Below are 16,428 nucleotides of genomic sequence, written 5' to 3'. Positions count from 1 at the left end.
TTTCCATTGTAATTAAAATTTTACACTTAAACTGATTTTATCTATAGTTAATTTATAAAGCATTTTTAGTTCTCTCTAGCCCATAGAGAGAACTTTTTTTTGAATATAAATAACTTGACTTTTTATTCAATTAGCATTTGAAAGTTCGAATTGGATTATAAGTCACATTGAAATATGTATTTTTAGTCTGACTGATCAACTTTTAATTACTTCGTATATTTTTAAAATGATTATTCTTAGAAGAAGTTAGATTATTTTGTAATGGGTTTTACTGGCAACGAACTAATAAAGGCTGCTGATTTTTTACATATTGAATCAAGTACAGGTTTATTCATACTGTTTTTATTTTTAAGTGCATTGCTAGCCTTTTTTACATTAACTTTTACTTATTTATTTATTGACACCCCTTTAACATCAAAAATTATTGCAAAAAGATGATATGAAATCAGCTTCTGAAGAACTTAAAAAACTTAGAGTAATGGCTGAAAAATCATTAAAAAAAACTGATGAACTAGATAAAGTACTTTCTCAAGTTGAGGCTACTCTTGCACGAACTGAAGCCCGAAAGGTTTCGGCTAAAAACAAAAGTGCTTAATTAATAATCAACACACTCAAATGAAAAGTTCTCTTTCCTCTTGAGTTGTATTGAGAATCGGCAGCTAATCCTGCAAGTTGAATGATTTGCTTTGATTCGCAAAAGGTATCAGCTAGATAGTCTCTTTCAGTCACCCGATGCTGATAGGGATTGAACGGACTTGGCATTTTGGTTTGCTAAATAAAGCATCCTGATTATTAGAATTTTGAGATGCTTTAGAGAAATTATTCAAGGACATTGTCTTCAGATTCACAGCAACTAGAAGCACTCATTCAAGGTTTTACGGATAGGGCTCAAAACAAGACATTTTTACCCGCTAACACTACAAATGATTTCTTGGCTATCAGGCCAAGTGGTAACTCCATAACCGCAGAGGGTCTTGCAGAAATGTATGACAGTGCAGACTTGGTTATTGAATTCTCCGAATTAGTAAAGATTCATCGATTAGAAGCTAATTCTGATTGGGGCTTTGCTGCATTCACTTTGAAAGAAGCATTTAGCTATAAAGGTGAGTTAAACAATGATTTATCTAGTTATTCATTGATTTTCAAGAAAATTGATGGCACTTGGAAAATTTCCTGGATACAAAGATCACAAGGAACCACAGATCTTTCAACTTGGAATTAACCAATACTTCCATGTCGAACATTTAAAGTAAAAGCTCGTTTGAGAGTCGATTTATCTTGGGGCCATGCCCCCCTTTTTTTTTCTTCGTATAAAAGAAGTATCATTTAACTAGCTAATATTGATACATACGAAATACATTATGTAAACAATACAAAAAGAAAAGAGTTTGTTGATTCTAGAAAAGGTTAATTAATTTAATTCTGAAAATATGGAACAGGAATCTAATCATCAAGAAATAGCCAGAAAATTAGCTAAGACCATGGCGGGAAAAGCTAATGAAATAGAACTAAGAAGGTTATATGAAGAAACAATGTTTCAACAATTCATTTCTATGGATAAAAGTGAATTATCTGAGCTCTTGTGGCATGGATAATCAACCTCAAAACTTCAGCTTTAAAATTCCAATTAAAAAAAATTCACTTTCTAATTATGCAAAATCTTTTTAGTCTTACTTTTTCTGAAATGGGTATAAGCCCTCTTTTACTCGTAATTATAATTTCGTTTAGTCTTTTATTTATTGTTGCCTTTGGCCTTAGCTCAAAGAATATGGATAGTGATGGAATTATGGATTGGATGATGAAAAAGCCAGAAGACTGGATAGGAAATAAAAAGTCTTAAACTATATCTTTGTTTTGTCTTGATTAGATACGGGTATTTATGGCTTAGAAAGTTTATGGAGAGCCCTATTAGACTTTTTTAATATTTTTAGAGCCTCTTTCCTTGAGGTACAAGCATCAGCTTTTGCTTGAAGTTTTAAAAGTTTGGCGTGTTGTTTCTCTAAGTTCATGCAACACCAGGAACAATTTGCCCCGTCACGAAATAGCTAGCTGCCATAAAAACGAAAGCCATCATTGAAGCTCTTCCAATAAAAGTCATGGATTCAGATAAAGAAGATAAGAAACCTAACAACTTTAATCTTTAAGCGAGGAAAGCCTAGTCGTAGGGTTCTCCGATTTGTATATTTTGAACTACGCAAAAGAAAACCCTCGCAGTGGAGGGTTTCAAAAACCGTGTGAGGAAGTTTTGCGAAGAGAGGATAGGATTTCGACAACTACCCCCTCCTCTGACTAGAGCTCGATCCGCAACACAGCTTTTAACCTTGTTACTCGCCCTTGCGTATTAAGAATCTAAAAAAAGTTATTTAAAGCTGATGTTCGGTTGAGGTAGTGCTTTCCTACTCCCATACAACAAAAATAAGGATTAGACCAAAAGTGTAAGAAAGGAGGTTTTATGAAACTCTTTACTCCCTTCACTATCCCCAAAAAAGACAACTGCGATCTTTGCAGGATTAAAAGGAATAATCAGAAGAGGGGCCAATAGCCTCTCTTTTTTTCATTGCTGTTGTTACTGCTGTATTTGCTCGTAGAAAGTAGTCAGAATTAATTTCTCAATCTTTAAACTAAAGACTACGTAGCCGAAAGTGCTTGCGTTGATACCTTCAAAATCATCAAAGAAGGGATAACTGATGACGAATTAAGACACAAGCTCGACTCGCTAAAAGAGCAAGTTTCTTCCCTAGAAAGAAGCGGTTCAATCTTTGATATTTGAAGTAATAAGCCAACGTATTAGCTCTGCACCCATATTGAGCTCTCAAAAGGGCTAAAACCGATGACCTGGTGCTTCACATGCACCCGCCACATAAACCGAACCTAAAAAATACTGCTATTACTAGGTTCAACCAGCTAATGATCTAGTGCTTCACTTGCACTAGGTACAAAATTTCATAGCGCGGGTGCTAGGGGAGCACTAGGTCGCTGAGCATTTACGTACTCGTAAATGCGGCCAACCACATCAAGTATCTTTCGATACGTTGACAACGGCAATATGCATGCGTATGGTTTAAGTGCTTAATACGACTTATGCCCACAGAGTCAAACGCTACGAATCCATATAAAGTTGCAATGGGCAACATGATTAAGTGCTGGAGGGAATCCATGGGGTTATCCCAATCCAACCTCCATGACATAGCAGAAGCTTATGGACTTAAGATTTATGGTTCACAATTCAGTCACCTCGAGAATGCAAAACTTGAACCAAAAACGGAGCTATTTATAGCTCTTGGAAAATTAATGGAAATTTTTGAAGAAGGGGAATTCAAAAAAATAACAAAGAGAACTACAAAAGATAAGCTCGCATCCTGTAATCCAAAAGCGATACATCTCACTAGTGGAAAATTCAAGGGAATTTTCACACCAATGCATTGGTGGGGATGCTTTGTAGGCCAAATACAACCGCCCAAGGAATACACGCTTTCTTCAGAGGAAATTGCAAAAAGGTTTTCTGAAAAATGCAGAGAGACTTTTGAGAGAGGCTGGGTAAATGAAAAAGACGTAAGTAAAGCAAAAAAAGAGTCTTGGAACTACATCTCTGAAAACGTAAGCAAAAACTTGAGAGGTAAACTTGGCGAGGTTTTAACTGGTCTGGATGATTTCAGTCCTGATGAATTTAAAAAGATCAATGAAAATAACCTTCTAAAAATAATTGGAGCTAGTTATGGACTTCCCGAGAACTACGAAAAACTGCAAGAAGCAATGAACAATTTAGAATTTTAATCATGAAACGCCTGCTACTTGCACCGTTAATACTTGGAATTAATGTACCTGTAAATGCTGGAATCTATTACTACCCCTCTTATCAAGATGGAATTGAAGTCCGTTGTAAGGATGGCAAGCCTAAGCATCTTGTAGAAATTACTAAGTCTGGTAGAGGACTGAAGTTAGAAGGACATGGAGATGATCAATACTCATGGCCGATAACTTATTTATTTCCAGAAGCCTCCGACGAAAAATACAAATACTTTCCAAGTACCACTAGTGTATGCAGCTATCGAAAACTCGATGTAGAAGAAAAGAACTCACTAATACTCAAAGCCTTTAAGACTTGCGTTGGGACAGAAGGAACAGAAGAGGAGAGAATAGAAAAAAGAAAAAAGTATTGCTTTGGGTGGAATTAGATGAAGCGCCTTTTTTTTCTCTCAACTTATAGGAGACATTTCTGATGAATATAAAAGATCCTGTATGGCATGATTCAAATGATCCTTGGTCCCAAGATTCTGAGTCAGATAGCTCTGGTTATGTTTATGTCATTCAAGATCTTGATAGTGGCCTTTTTAAAATTGGTTATACAAAAAACCCTGATCGCAGATTTGATGAACTTGGTGAAGGACTAACAGCTAAAGAAATTTCAGGTGATTATTTTAAAAATGCTCGTCAAGTTGAAAAAGCTGCTCATAAAAAATATGCCGATGCAAGACTTCCTCAATCTGAATATTTCAAGCTTTATAAACCTCCAGTAATTGAAGACTAATGAATGCTCTTCTCCATAACCTCTTTGCGCCATGGCATCTTGCTCTTGATGCGACCTTATTAATTGGATTTCTTTCTTGGGTTTATTTCTTAAGAAGAAATAAGGCTGGTAGCTAATGAGAATTGCAATCACCTATGCCATTGCAAACCTTTCAGTACTTGTACTGTTCTTTTATGTCACTTATCGAATGACTAAAAAATAGCTAGAAAGATGTAAAGGAAGATTATTTAGTAATGCCTTAACCTTTTAGAGATCATCTATGTCTAGACAGTAGTGGAATTATCGATTCCTGTCTACACAGATATCGATAATGAATATAAAGATGTGACTAGCCTAAGACTAGTTCTGTCAACTAATATTTAAAATTTTACTAACTACTTTTTTTAACGTGAAAATCATTTTGATATTAAATTAGCAACCACCATAGAAACCTCTTACTAAATGAAAATCTTGGTAATATCTGAAATGATTAAATGAGTTTATGCTATTTGATTTCTGCGTAGGTAAATAAAGTGTCTAGGATTTTTATGTTGATCGAGTTTGAAATGCCTAACCCATTATTTGCAGTACCACTCAATATGGGAACCGGTACTTGGGTCGTGACGATTATTGCTGGTTTAAGTTTTGTCGTGATGTTTGGTCTAGCTTCAGCTTTTGGTGACTTTCAAGGGTTGATCAACACGACACTAGAAAACGATTCAAATGCTAGAGAAAGCAGGAAGAACAAAAAAATAAAAAAGGACTGATCTAAGTCAGTCCCCGTTGTTATTTGATTTGAGAATTTATATCTGATTAACCCGCACAAAACAAGAAAAAGCACTAGCAAGGAAATTCTTGAAGATTGGCGCCTGTTCTAATACGTAAAGGAAAAAGCTGAGTAGGTCAACTTAAGAGCAATCTTGGAGAATCTGTTTAACTTGATAATTGATGCTTTGGTAAGAGTGGAATTCATATGCATTAGATAATTGAGATAATACAAGTCACTCAATTAAATTTTGCAGTATTAAAAAATACTCCTTCAATAAATTCTCTTTTTTATCATCAATTACCCCATCGCTGCGACTTCTTCACTAGCCTTCTTTTGTCTATCCTCAAAAACAGAAGGTTTGTAAGAAGTAAATACTCCTTTTTTAAAGGTTGTAAGTTGAGCAGCATGAAGCCTCTCTGCTTTTTTGATTCGTTTTTTAGTTAGAACTAAACCGTTCATGACTTTTTTCAATTACTGGAAATCCCGTTCCATACTTCCATTTCATGCACCCCTCAAAGATGGAGCGAACGTTTACTTAACTTAGCAAGTCTAGCAAAACAACTGAAATGAATTTCAAGTACGGTTTCTTAGATAGTCCTCAGTAATTATTCCCTCACAACCCGAACTGGTTAGCCCTACCAAAACCGAACAACGGCTTCACGGCTAGTCTCTTATTTTATTTGTAAGAGTAATTCAAGTAATCGTTTTACTAAAAAAACATTCAACCTCCAATAAAACATGACTGCTGCCACTTATAAATCAACTGCTTTAAAAGTTCTGGTTCTTTGGAATCTGCCCGCATTACTTTTACTTGCTGGTGCATTTCAAGTTGGATCTTCTGTAATCGTTTAAAAGATTATGAAATCGTTTTTCAAAATATTTCGAACTAAATGGTTTAGATCAGCCCCAGTTGTTGCAACAATTTTCATGTCGATCACAGCTACCAACATCATTATTTTTAATTACTTTTTTCCAGATCTTTTATTCCATCCAATGTCCTAAAAGTGAATAAGCGTATACAGTTCTTTTTGATTTCAAAGATAACAATATTCACAGCCATTGCTTATTCAGGCGTCATAGCTTAAGTCGAAAGCATCGAAGCTTATCCATATATATAAATACTGAGTTAAGTAATAGAAAAACGTCTACCGATTTTTCCTTTGTCATCAGTGACATAGTTTTCGTACAAAAGTTCAGTTCTAAGTGAGTCTTCTGTTGATACTTTTTCTTAAATTTTTATCACGTTGGTAGTTATTGGAATTTCTACTAATCAGAGTCGGGGAGTTGTTCTAGGTAGCAATTCCCTTCCTCGCAAAATCTAGGAAGGGAAGGTTAAAATAAACCAATCAAGTTAAGACTTAGCTCTGCTAGCAACTGCTAGCTCAGGTTAAGAAGTAGAGAGCCTCCCCTAAAAAGGAGGTTTTCTTTTGCCCAGTCCTCTAAGCAATAGACAACCGCCTAGCAGTAGTTGGACTAACTCCATAAATTCCAGCAATTTTTTTCCCACTCCAGCCGTAACTTTTATAGCTGTTAATTCTTGTTTTTATAGCCGAACATTTCAGCCATTTTTCCAGTTAGAACAAAATAGCCAATCGCACCAAGGAACATACTAAAAGCAATCAAATTTGGAACGATTCCACCAATAATTTGAGCTTTAGCTAAGAGAATCATTTTTATTGATGAGGCGGTACTTTCTCTCCTCGTCTGACTTTTGCCTTTCTGGTTTGATCGAAATAAATAATCACCCCACAGAAAAATGCTAATCCAACCAAGTTAGGTATTATCCCACCAATTATTTCGAACTCATCAAAGAACTCCATTTCTATTTTTATCGACTCCAATTTATCTTGTTTAGATTAGAGCCTTAAAAAAGAAATTGCTTAGTCTTGCTCTTCTTTGTCTTGGTTGAATTTGAACCAACCTTCTTCATTCATTCCTCTTCTAATAGCAGTAACAAGTGCTCCAAGAAAAAAAGAACCCACTCCAGCAAAAATTGCCAGAGTCAGTAAAGGTTTAACTCCTGAGACAGCAGTAGTGTGAAGGGCCGGATCTAAGGGATCCATCAGATCGTTGCTAGATCAGTCGTCATAAACTTTGCATGTTGAAGAAGTTGGGTTGACATCACATTCTTCTTTCCAAAACTCTTCTCTGGTTTCTGCAGGAACTTCGTAATTGAAATCATGCATTACTCGAATATCACTCAAAGCATTTTTGATGACAGAAAATGGAGTTCTTAGCCTCATAAACCTCCTATTCGGATGAATATGTTCTACTTGATTCTTGATTGATTTAACACCTCGGTTTTTACTCAAGTACTACTTCCTATTGATTCGATTGGTAACAAAGAAAGGGGCCGACCTAAGTCAGCCCCTCTGGTTCCGATAGCAATCGATTATTAACCTTCAATAAATTGGACTATTGATGTTTTTTTAACAAAATTTATCCCATTAAATCCATTAATCCTTCTAAACCATCTGCTATTCCATCATTATCAATATCAAGTACTTCATCTATCCCGTCCCCATTGGCATCAGCAGCAAAAAAACAACTATCCCATCTTTGTCTACCTCTGTTCCAAGATTATCCGCGATTGTTTCATTTGCTTCTGTTCGATAATGACATTTAACCTCAGTTCCATCGGTTTTTGTAAAAGGTTCTATCCACTGAAGTTCAGGTTTACCTGAGGACTTAATATCTTCAGCCCAATTAGTTGTAATGATAAGGCCATTCAGTTTTAGTGACTTTGCATAAGCTCCAAATATCATTAACAGCAGCAATAACCAACAAGAAACCCCTCTAGAAATTCCAATAACTAAAGGGGTTATTAATCGACTCGTACTATATAAAGTCAATTATGTCTTGATGAGGTTTGGCCTCAATTAAATATATAGGCGAAATCAAGTTAGAAAACAAGAAAAGATTGGATAGCCCTACCTAAACCGAACATCAGGACTCAATAAATCCTTTCTAAATTAGTTACATATTGATGGCGTGATACGGAAGCATCATCAAGCTAGATCGGGGGACGGTCGTCGAAATCCCAGTCCCCTCTTCGCTAACTCATTAAAAGTTCATTAGGTCTGCACTTTTTTTGTAATCAAAACCATTAGTTAACCCTCCAACGTTGGGTTTTCTTTTTCATTAATCGTTTAGAACTAAAAAAATGGACATGAATCCTTTCAAGCCGTTAATCCAACATTGCGAAGAGTTCTACGGAAAAATACTTTCCATAAAAGAGCCACTAAACAATTTTTATTTAAAACTACGACTTAGTAAAGCCAACGCCAACGCTTAAAAATTTTGTACGGATTAAAAGTTCTCTACATCAGCATGCCTCTTCTTGTGGCTAGTTCAATTTGAATCACATGAAAGGACTAACGTTGTAAATAGAACCAATCTTTCCTCAAGCCACAGCCAGAACTCACATGCCTGTTAATCCTCGTTTTTGTATCTAATATCCAGATAAAGAGCATCAAGGGTGACAATAGTGCGACACAAAGCGACAGCATCACTCATGTAAGGGATGCCGCTAGATCATAGTAATGCTAGAAAGATATAAATGACACGCACCCTGCGCGTGCTAAAACTCAACAGTAAATCTGAAAATTAAAAGTACTTGGCTGTTGTCATAACACCAACAATTAGAGAAGTTTTTATGGCTTTTATTCCTAAAGTAATTAAAAAAAGAATCTCAAACTTAATTAGTAGATTTGATGTCCCAAAGATTCCGCCTCATATGATTAATCAATTAGTAGTAGAGAAAGAGGCAACGTCTACCAATTAGAGTTCAAAACTACTCATTTTAAAGTAAAAAGTTTTCATTATGGTCTTGTTGACTTCTCCTGATTAAAAAATGGAATTTAATTATAATCTTGCTTCAACTTCTACCTCAATTGCAATGATAGGAACCCTCTTATCATTCGCATGTGTTGGTTTATTAGTTTTAATTTTCAGTGAAAGAATGTTTCATGGACTTAGCAAACTAATTTATTTTTTTGGCAATCAGATTCTGAAGTCTAGAAGACTATTTTCCCAAAAATATATAGAAGAAAATAAAGCTTCAAATAATCAAAATTATATAAATCAATCAGAAATCATACAAAAACAAGTCTCCCTAACAGAACAAAAAAAGTGGCTAGAAAAAATCCTTAAAATGAAAGTTTAATTACAATGAAATTAAGATGTAAAAAAGATCTTGCTCATCAGTATTGATAATTCCTTAAAAGATTTAATTATTGATGCACAGAGTCTTTAAAGGTTCTCAGATTGTATATTTGTTCTAAATGAGCCTTGACTCTCTCTAGTTACAAGTCAACTAAATTATAGTTATCGTTAAAAAATTAAAATATCTAAATTTTCTTAAAATCTCTTAGAGATCTATAGGAATCAAAAATATTTTTTTTGATTACCTCTTATGACAACTTAATCACAAGATGGGAATTAATAAGATCAAAGAATTGTAAAAAAATAATATTAGGTGTCTATTTATAAAACCAAGAATTGTAAATAAAGTGCATAATATATAATTATAAATCACATCAATATAAAGTTATAAATCCTAAGGAGCAATAAGACAAAAAATCAGGATATAAATATTAAGAATTTTTTAAAAAATAAATTTTTCCATTAATAGCTATTGCAGCATTCTTCATATTAGGAATAGCATTTTTTGCTTTTGGGAGAGATGATTTTGGAATTACCAGATTAAAAGAGGATTCAATTAGTCCACCTGAAAAGGAATAGAAATATCAACTTCAGATCCATTATCAGAACATTAATTTTTTTTTTTTTTTTTTTTTTTTTTTCTAATAAATGGATAAAATAATGAATAAATCTCAACTTGCATACCCTTCAGGAATTTCATTTGTCTCTATTGGTTTAATACCAATTTCAAGAAGTATTTTTTCCATTGAGTTGTTTAATGATGATCCTGTTTTTTTCTTGGCAGGAGGTATATGGTTTCTATTGATTATTATTTTCTTATATTCCTCGAAGGAATCCCAAACACAGTTCCCAACAAGAGGAGATAGTTAGCAACACCCACAACTACTTTCGCCTTCTGCTGGCTTTTCATTAAAGGCATCTGAAATATCTCTAAGCATTACAGCAATAAAAGCAGGAGGACATTGAAGCTTTTCCCCGATTTCTGCGCATTGCTGAGCAATGTTTTTCATTGCAGGAATAATTATGTTCTCAATTTGTTCTTCAGTCGCTTCCTACCTTGCCTGGCATTGTTCAGTCATCTTCCAAATAATGTATTAACTCTTCCATTATGCCTTTCTTTCTAGGGCCCTTAACAAAGGGGGAGTAAGTTTTGGCATTAGTTATTTATATGAAGATCTCTTTGAATTGATCAGGTATAGGAAAATCTTCTCGTATTTGTTGTATACGTTTTTTGTAAATAGTTTCGTAATTAGGATCACGGCTTTTATAGGCGTTGTAGTTTTGCCCTTCATAATCTTCTTTTTCAATTAAGTTTTCTACTTGCTGGATAAGGTCTCTATAAATATCTGCTCCAATAATCTGTTCTTGGGTAAGTTCACTTCCATGAGAATCAGCGTATTGAATAATACCTTTGTAGGTATACAGCCATTGTCTCCTTGCTAGTGGATCTAGTGCGATAACTTCTTTAACAATAAAACTTGTACAAAGGTTCAACTTGACTTGTAAATGAATAGCTTCGATCACAAAAAAGAACAGGCTTTTTATTTTATTGATAATATTATCCAATGACTGTTAATCAAGGAAAGGTTCTAGTAACTGGTGCTTCAGGGTATATCGCCCTGCATTGTATTTTAGAATTATTAAACAATGGATATGAAGTAAAGGGATCTTTAAGAGATCTAAAACGCGAGAATGAAGTAAGAAAATCATTAGGGACAGAATTTAACAATAACAATCTTGAATTTTGTAAATTGGAATTACTTAATGATGAAGGCTGGGACGATGCGGCCTCTGATTGTGATTATCTTTTTCACATAGCTTCTCCATGCTTTGTCGAAGAGCCAAAGGATGAAAATGAACTTATTACCCCTGCATTAGAAGGAACACTAAGGGCATTAAAAGCTGCGCACAAATCAAAAATTAAAAAGGTAGTCTTAACTTCATCAATGGGTGCAATAGCTTACGGACATAAGAAGAGTTACTGCAATACTAATGATTGGACTGATACCTCAAAGGATGTAGGGGCATATATAAAAAGCAAGACAATAGCTGAAAAAGCTGCTTGGGATTTTGTTGACAACCAAACCGAAGAGTCATTTTCAATGACTACTATTCATCCTGGAATGGTTTTTGGACCATTACTTAGCAATGATATAGAGGGTATATCAGCGAGTTTAATTACGAAAATGATTACGGGTAAATTCCCAGCTTTGCCAGATATTTATTTCACGGTTGTTGATGTAAGAGATGTCGCGAAGTTACATGTTCAGTCATTAACGAATCACCATAGTGATCATAAAAGAATAATTGCAACGTCTCAAAAAGGTATTCCATTCTTAGAAATTTCAGAAATTTTAAGAGAACTTGGATTTAATAAATCTCCAAAGAGTTTGGTCCCTACTCAAGTAATAAATTCTTTAGCAATGTTTAATAGAGATATGAAAAGCACTTCCTCTATGATTAAAAGAGGTCGATATGGAGCAGATATATCCGAAACTATTTCGATCTTCGATTGGGAGCCAACCCCTTTTAAAAAAACATTAGAGGATATGACTAGTTCTTTAAAGATAATTTTAAATTAAAACTTTTAATATTAAATGTTTCTTTTAATGAGTTAATTGGTTGTAAAATTTCTTTTGTCCTAAAAGTTATATTCTTTATTAACTTAAGAAAATCGTTTTAATCGTCAGCCTATCTGTTATTGGTGATGTCCAAGAGGTCCAGGACCAGATCCAATCTTATAGGAGTTTTCTAAAGATTTTTCAATAAAAGACTTTGCCTTTTTGATTGATTCAATTAAGTTAAATCCTAAAGCAATATAACTACAAATAGCAGCACTTAATGTACATCCACTACCATGTGTATTTGAGGTATTTACAAATTTATTAATTAACCAATCTCTTTTACCTTCTCTATCAAAATAAAAATCTTTACCCTTCAAGGACTTTAATCCTCCTCCTTTTATTAATACAGCTTTAGGGCCAAGTTTTAAAATTTCTTGAGCAGAAATTTCTATATCTTCTTCATTTTTTATTTGCACACCTGAAAGTAAATTAGCTTCATAAATATTGGGTGTTACTATTTCTGCCTGAGGAAAAAGTAATTTCTTATAAGCATTAATTGCACAATCTTCGATTAATTTTGCCCCAGTCCTTGAAACCATAACTGGATCAATAACTTTAGGAATAGAGTATTCCTTTAATTTTGTTGCAGCATTTGTAATAATACTGTCGTTTAATAGCATTCCAGTTTTTAAACACTGAATCTCGAAATCAGAGAATAAAGCATCAATCTGATTGATTAACATATCATTTTGAACAGCTTCTACGTCAGTTACTTCTATACTATTTTGTGCTGTAATGCATGTAATTGCAGTACATCCATGAACTTTAATACACATGAATGTTCTTAGATCTGCTTGAATACCTGCACCTCCTCCAGAATCACTACCACCAATTGAGAGAGCAACTTTAGAATACATAATTTCCTCTTACAAGGTGAATTTTACTAATTTAGGAGAAAGAAGAATAGGCATTGAAAAATTCTAGTTCCAATTCCATAGCTGTTTTATATAGAAAATTAACTTGGTCAATATCATAAGAATCATCATATTCATCTATTAGATATTCTAGTGCTTTTGCAAGATTATCAAAACTTTCATCAGCGTAAGTTAAGATCCATTCTTTATAAGGATTGTCGGAAATCATATTTAATAAATTTTTCCCAAGCCAAGAATATAAACGCATGCATGGCGTCATTGCGCTCATGATTTCAATTAAACTTAGGTTTCTGGAGACATCTTCTAAAAAATCAGTATATTTTTTTGTTGCAGGTTCTATTGAATTAGTAGTCAAATCAATTTCCCATTTCTTTGCATAAGTTTCATGCAGAATTAACTCCTCTGATACTCCTGATAAAAGTACGCTTAAAGTTTTGATGGTTTGTTTATTTCTTGATTTGGAAATTGCTAATCCGTATGCACGAGCAAAACTTTCTAAAAAAAAATAATCTTGAGCTAAATATTCTTGGAATTTTGTTTTAGGAAGATTTCCATTCTTTATCCCTTGGACGAATTTAGTATTTAGGCTAAGTGAAGCAAGATCATCATTGCTTTCCCATAATTTTTGAGTTATCAGCATTGATTAAGTAATTGTTGCGTAAACACATCATGCCTCTTTTTGTTATTGCTTCAACATTGTTTTGGTTTGCTTTTTGCTACTCGATAATTTCCTTCGCTTTAAGAATTGGAGTAAAGGGGCAATTATCTATATAGCAATTTAAGCGTTGAGGCTATAGAGCTTCTAGATCCATCTCTTAAAACCTTTTCTAAGTAGTCACATATTTCAAGAAGTTTAACTTCTCTAGGAGATTGTCTGGACATCTATCTGAAATCCTCAGTGAACTCAATAACGTCTCTACTTATTCTTAGTCTCATCGCTTCTTCTTCCAAGGTTAAGTGACTTTGTTCAATATCTTTTCTATAATTAAGCACCATTTTACTTTTTTTCCCTGAAGGAGGTATTCCATCAAGCACATCAAATAAAATACTTTTCCTTAGTTGTGATTCCATAAAAAGAATCTTTTTTATTTATGACTAAAAATTAGTTTTTGCGAAATAATTTTTTAAACAATTTTATGTATCAAATGGATATTCATCTCGATTACTGATATACAAACTTATTCCAATTTCCATATAGGAAATACTATTAATTATAAATTGTCTTTAATGTATTCTTTAGATACACCTATTTTTACTAAATTAGCCATTAAAATTTATCGTAAAAATATGATTTAATGAAGACCTAAAAGTTTTTTCTTTAATATTAATGCTTTGGTTTTTAGTATGACACTCGCCAAAGTTTAATTAGAGCTACGTTTAAGGCAAATGGTTTTTTTCTATTTTATAAAATGTTTTCCATATAATTGTAATAAATGCAAGGTTAAAATATATTTTCATTATCTTTGGAAACATGTATAAATTACATTCTGATTTTATCTTTAGAACTATATTAATAGTAATTATTTAAAATTTCTATTGTTTTTGCTGGAAAGAACCTTCATCAAGTTTAAAAGGCAGGTATGTAATATTTGTACATAGCATGAATAATAGAATGACTATCGTAAAGCCCAAATAATTTCTTTGAAGTGTCCTATCAAAAATTTTTAAACATATTTAGAGAAAAGAATAGATTAAACGCAACAGTTCTTTTATTACTTATTGCCTTAGTCATAGTTTTGTCTTTAAGTAATGGGTCTGTTGAATTAAGTAGTCATGAAATAATCAAAGCATTCATAAGAGAAGGTGATTTAACTAATCAAATTATTTTTTGGGAACTTAGACTTCCTAGATTAATTGCTTCTTTACTTGTTGGCTCGGCCTTAGGTATGTCTGGGGCTCTCCTACAAGGAATGCTAAGAAATGGATTAGCAAGTCCTTACTTGCTCGGTATCTCTGCAGGCTCAGGCTTAGTAATTGTTCTCCTGATAAGCATGGGTTTATGGCTCTCTTGGATCCCAATTGCTGCATGGATAGGAGCAATTATTACGACGATAATTGTCTATTGGTTAGCAAAATCCGGGACTTCCATATCAGTTGAAAGATTGATTCTTGCAGGGGTTGCCTTAAGTAGCCTTTTTGGTTCTATTCAGTCAATGCTTCTCCTACAAACAGAAGATGGAAGAGTTCAAGCTGCTTTGACTTGGTTAATAGGTAGCCTTAATTCCAGAGGGTGGACTGAAATCAAGTTAGCTGGGCCGCCAATCGTCTTTGCTTTAGTTGTAGGATTATTACTCTCAAGACAATTGAATTTATTAGGTTTGGGAGATGAATTATCTGTAGGTTTAGGAAATTCTTTATTTCGTTCAAGATGCTTGATTGGTGCGTCTGCAACTCTTTTGGCTGCAAGTTCTGTTAGCGTTGGGGGCTTGATTGGATTTGTAGGTTTGATTGTCCCTCATGCCGTACGATTTTTATTTGGGACAGACTATAAAGTTGTTCTTCCATTTTCTGCCTTATTAGGTGCTTTAACACTCAGTTCAGCCGATTTGATTGCAAGATCAGGGAATATTGAATTGCCAGTTGGAATCATCACATCATTATTAGGCGCTCCAATTTTTATAGTCTTATTGTATAAAAGACAAAAATCCTTAACTAGTTTGAAATAGACGTAATGACACTAATAACAAAAGATTTCTCCACCGGTTATGAAGAAAATAAAATCATTAAATCGATAAGTCTCTCATTGGAGAAATCTGAATGGTTAGGAATTGTTGGAGCGAATGGATCAGGTAAATCTACTTTCTTAAAAGGTATTAGCCGTATACTTGATGCCTATACAGGTACTGCTTGTTTAGATGGGCATAATATTCATCATGCCTCTACAAAAGAGATCGCAAAAAAGATCTCTGTATTACCACAGCATCAGAGGTTTAATTTAACTCTTACTGTCTATGAATTAGTTTGCCTTGGACGCTCTCCTCATAAAAAATGGTGGGAACTCGAGCTTGATGAAAATGATCATTTAAAAGTTGAGAAATCCATAGAATTAACTGATATGAAAGCTTTTAAGGATCAACCTGTTGATACATTATCTGGAGGGCAAAGACAAAGAGCTTTCCTTTCTTTAGCCCTTGCTCAAGATGCAAAAATACTTTTACTGGATGAACCAACAACTTTTTTAGATCTTCGCTATCAACTCCAATTCTTAGAACTACTTAAGAAAATAAATCAAGAACAGGAAATTTCAATTGTTACCGTTATTCATGACTTGAACTTGGCAGCGAGATATTGTGATCGTATTGCAGTACTTAAAGACGGCGAATTATTAGCTATCGACAAACCAAGAGAAGTTCTTACTGAAGGGCTAATGAAACAAGCTTTTCAAGTTGAGACTTGCCAAATAGAGACTCCTATTGGTCTTCAAATATGTACAATTAAATCTTCCTGAAAGTGCAGAATTAATTGATTTATATATACACGTAAAGCTTT

General features: G+C 33.8%; 27 protein-coding genes. 16 read left to right on the top strand and 11 right to left on the bottom strand.

Translation table 11 applies throughout. From position 1 onward, the window contains the following. Positions 1 to 261: 261 nt before the first annotated feature. A complete protein-coding gene (locus AC6EJB_RS03505; protein ID WP_498492333.1) occupies positions 262 to 438 on the top strand; it encodes a hypothetical protein in 177 nt (58 codons plus the stop codon). Between the two features lies 1 nt (position 439). Continuing rightward, complete coding sequence (locus AC6EJB_RS03500; protein ID WP_498492332.1) at positions 440 to 595, top strand: hypothetical protein; 156 nt, start codon at positions 440 to 442, stop codon at positions 593 to 595. On the opposite strand, the gene AC6EJB_RS03495 is transcribed toward AC6EJB_RS03500, so the two are convergent. Next, positions 592 to 762, bottom strand: coding sequence for a hypothetical protein (locus AC6EJB_RS03495; protein ID WP_498492331.1), 171 nt, complete (start codon positions 760 to 762; stop codon positions 592 to 594). The two genes, AC6EJB_RS03500 and AC6EJB_RS03495, sit on opposite strands and share 4 nt — an antisense overlap. 70 nt (positions 763 to 832) lie before the next feature. On the opposite strand from AC6EJB_RS03495, the gene AC6EJB_RS03490 reads away from it, so the two are divergent. From AC6EJB_RS03490 to AC6EJB_RS03460, 7 genes are all read left to right on the top strand, one after another. Continuing rightward, positions 833 to 1,222 carry a DUF3804 family protein gene (locus AC6EJB_RS03490; protein ID WP_498492330.1) on the top strand — a complete coding sequence of 130 codons (390 nt, stop codon included), beginning with the start codon at positions 833 to 835 and terminating at the stop codon, positions 1,220 to 1,222. Between the two features lie 208 nt (positions 1,223 to 1,430). Next, on the top strand, positions 1,431 to 1,595 hold the full coding sequence (locus tag AC6EJB_RS03485; RefSeq protein WP_498492329.1) for a hypothetical protein: 165 nt from the start codon (positions 1,431 to 1,433) through the stop codon (positions 1,593 to 1,595). A gap of 56 nt (positions 1,596 to 1,651) precedes the next feature. Further along, positions 1,652 to 1,840: a hypothetical protein gene (locus tag AC6EJB_RS03480; RefSeq protein ID WP_498492328.1), complete on the top strand. Its 189-nt coding sequence runs from the start codon at positions 1,652 to 1,654 to the stop codon at positions 1,838 to 1,840. 1,241 nt (positions 1,841 to 3,081) lie between these two features. Beyond that, on the top strand, positions 3,082 to 3,774 hold the full coding sequence (locus tag AC6EJB_RS03475) for a helix-turn-helix domain-containing protein (RefSeq protein WP_498492327.1): 693 nt from the start codon (positions 3,082 to 3,084) through the stop codon (positions 3,772 to 3,774). 2 nt (positions 3,775 to 3,776) lie between these two features. Then, positions 3,777 to 4,175 carry a hypothetical protein gene (locus tag AC6EJB_RS03470; protein ID WP_498492326.1) on the top strand — a complete coding sequence of 133 codons (399 nt, stop codon included), beginning with the start codon at positions 3,777 to 3,779 and terminating at the stop codon, positions 4,173 to 4,175. Positions 4,176 to 4,219: 44 nt separating this feature from the next. After that, positions 4,220 to 4,528 (top strand): GIY-YIG nuclease family protein, encoded by a 309-nt coding sequence (locus tag AC6EJB_RS03465; protein ID WP_498492325.1) that lies wholly within the window; start codon positions 4,220 to 4,222, stop codon positions 4,526 to 4,528. Between the two features lie 545 nt (positions 4,529 to 5,073). Further along, positions 5,074 to 5,274, top strand: coding sequence for a hypothetical protein (locus AC6EJB_RS03460; protein WP_498492324.1), 201 nt, complete (start codon positions 5,074 to 5,076; stop codon positions 5,272 to 5,274). A gap of 299 nt (positions 5,275 to 5,573) precedes the next feature. Here the strand turns inward: AC6EJB_RS03460 and AC6EJB_RS03455 are convergent, their stop codons facing one another. Continuing rightward, the gene (locus tag AC6EJB_RS03455; protein ID WP_498492323.1) at positions 5,574 to 5,735 is read right to left on the bottom strand and encodes a hypothetical protein; all 162 of its coding nucleotides are present in this window, start codon (positions 5,733 to 5,735) and stop codon (positions 5,574 to 5,576) included. Between the two features lie 399 nt (positions 5,736 to 6,134). Between AC6EJB_RS03455 and AC6EJB_RS03450 the strand changes: the two genes are divergently transcribed. Continuing rightward, positions 6,135 to 6,278, top strand: coding sequence for a Photosystem I reaction center subunit IX (locus tag AC6EJB_RS03450; RefSeq protein ID WP_498492322.1), 144 nt, complete (start codon positions 6,135 to 6,137; stop codon positions 6,276 to 6,278). A gap of 528 nt (positions 6,279 to 6,806) precedes the next feature. On the opposite strand, the gene AC6EJB_RS03445 is transcribed toward AC6EJB_RS03450, so the two are convergent. The 4 genes from AC6EJB_RS03445 to AC6EJB_RS03430 form a co-directional block, all read right to left on the bottom strand. Then, entirely contained in the window at positions 6,807 to 6,947 is a 141-nt protein-coding gene (locus AC6EJB_RS03445; RefSeq protein ID WP_498492321.1) for a hypothetical protein, read from the bottom strand. A 209-nt stretch (positions 6,948 to 7,156) separates the two neighbouring features. Continuing rightward, the gene (locus AC6EJB_RS03440) at positions 7,157 to 7,339 is read right to left on the bottom strand and encodes a hypothetical protein (RefSeq protein ID WP_498492320.1); all 183 of its coding nucleotides are present in this window, start codon (positions 7,337 to 7,339) and stop codon (positions 7,157 to 7,159) included. 15 nt (positions 7,340 to 7,354) lie between these two features. Beyond that, positions 7,355 to 7,588, bottom strand: a complete 234-nt coding sequence (locus AC6EJB_RS03435; RefSeq protein ID WP_498492319.1) for a hypothetical protein — start codon at positions 7,586 to 7,588, stop codon at positions 7,355 to 7,357. A 198-nt stretch (positions 7,589 to 7,786) separates the two neighbouring features. Next, the gene (locus tag AC6EJB_RS03430; protein WP_498492318.1) at positions 7,787 to 8,128 is read right to left on the bottom strand and encodes a hypothetical protein; all 342 of its coding nucleotides are present in this window, start codon (positions 8,126 to 8,128) and stop codon (positions 7,787 to 7,789) included. A gap of 764 nt (positions 8,129 to 8,892) precedes the next feature. Between AC6EJB_RS03430 and AC6EJB_RS03425 the strand changes: the two genes are divergently transcribed. From AC6EJB_RS03425 to AC6EJB_RS03415, 3 genes are all read left to right on the top strand, one after another. Next, a complete protein-coding gene (locus tag AC6EJB_RS03425) occupies positions 8,893 to 9,060 on the top strand; it encodes a hypothetical protein (protein WP_498492317.1) in 168 nt (55 codons plus the stop codon). A 69-nt stretch (positions 9,061 to 9,129) separates the two neighbouring features. Continuing rightward, positions 9,130 to 9,441, top strand: coding sequence for a hypothetical protein (locus AC6EJB_RS03420; RefSeq protein WP_498492316.1), 312 nt, complete (start codon positions 9,130 to 9,132; stop codon positions 9,439 to 9,441). Between the two features lie 659 nt (positions 9,442 to 10,100). Continuing rightward, positions 10,101 to 10,310: a hypothetical protein gene (locus AC6EJB_RS03415; protein ID WP_498492315.1), complete on the top strand. Its 210-nt coding sequence runs from the start codon at positions 10,101 to 10,103 to the stop codon at positions 10,308 to 10,310. Here AC6EJB_RS03415 and AC6EJB_RS03410 read toward each other — a convergent pair. Then, complete coding sequence (locus AC6EJB_RS03410; protein ID WP_498492314.1) at positions 10,307 to 10,450, bottom strand: hypothetical protein; 144 nt, start codon at positions 10,448 to 10,450, stop codon at positions 10,307 to 10,309. The two genes, AC6EJB_RS03415 and AC6EJB_RS03410, sit on opposite strands and share 4 nt — an antisense overlap. Positions 10,451 to 10,604: 154 nt before the next feature. After that, positions 10,605 to 10,964, bottom strand: coding sequence for a hypothetical protein (locus AC6EJB_RS03405; protein WP_498492313.1), 360 nt, complete (start codon positions 10,962 to 10,964; stop codon positions 10,605 to 10,607). Between the two features lie 41 nt (positions 10,965 to 11,005). Between AC6EJB_RS03405 and AC6EJB_RS03400 the strand changes: the two genes are divergently transcribed. Beyond that, positions 11,006 to 12,022 carry an SDR family oxidoreductase gene (locus AC6EJB_RS03400; protein WP_498492312.1) on the top strand — a complete coding sequence of 339 codons (1,017 nt, stop codon included), beginning with the start codon at positions 11,006 to 11,008 and terminating at the stop codon, positions 12,020 to 12,022. 116 nt (positions 12,023 to 12,138) lie between these two features. On the opposite strand, the gene thiD is transcribed toward AC6EJB_RS03400, so the two are convergent. The 3 genes from thiD to AC6EJB_RS03385 all read right to left on the bottom strand — a co-directional run bounded on the left by thiD (position 12,139) and on the right by AC6EJB_RS03385 (position 14,010). After that, positions 12,139 to 12,921 carry a bifunctional hydroxymethylpyrimidine kinase/phosphomethylpyrimidine kinase gene (thiD, locus tag AC6EJB_RS03395; protein ID WP_498492311.1) on the bottom strand — a complete coding sequence of 261 codons (783 nt, stop codon included), beginning with the start codon at positions 12,919 to 12,921 and terminating at the stop codon, positions 12,139 to 12,141. A 31-nt stretch (positions 12,922 to 12,952) separates the two neighbouring features. Continuing rightward, positions 12,953 to 13,579 carry a TenA family protein gene (locus AC6EJB_RS03390; protein WP_498492310.1) on the bottom strand — a complete coding sequence of 209 codons (627 nt, stop codon included), beginning with the start codon at positions 13,577 to 13,579 and terminating at the stop codon, positions 12,953 to 12,955. A gap of 242 nt (positions 13,580 to 13,821) precedes the next feature. Continuing rightward, positions 13,822 to 14,010 (bottom strand): hypothetical protein, encoded by a 189-nt coding sequence (locus tag AC6EJB_RS03385; protein WP_498492309.1) that lies wholly within the window; start codon positions 14,008 to 14,010, stop codon positions 13,822 to 13,824. Between the two features lie 575 nt (positions 14,011 to 14,585). On the opposite strand from AC6EJB_RS03385, the gene AC6EJB_RS03380 reads away from it, so the two are divergent. After that, the gene (locus AC6EJB_RS03380; RefSeq protein WP_498492308.1) at positions 14,586 to 15,605 is read left to right on the top strand and encodes a FecCD family ABC transporter permease; all 1,020 of its coding nucleotides are present in this window, start codon (positions 14,586 to 14,588) and stop codon (positions 15,603 to 15,605) included. A gap of 5 nt (positions 15,606 to 15,610) precedes the next feature. Further along, positions 15,611 to 16,387, top strand: a complete 777-nt coding sequence (locus AC6EJB_RS03375; protein ID WP_498492307.1) for an ABC transporter ATP-binding protein — start codon at positions 15,611 to 15,613, stop codon at positions 16,385 to 16,387. Positions 16,388 to 16,428 lie beyond the last annotated feature (41 nt).

It is taken from the genome of Prochlorococcus sp. G4PB17, assembly GCF_059772445.1.
Note: the sequence above shows the minus strand (reverse complement) of the source record. Positions and strands in the feature narration are given on the sequence as shown.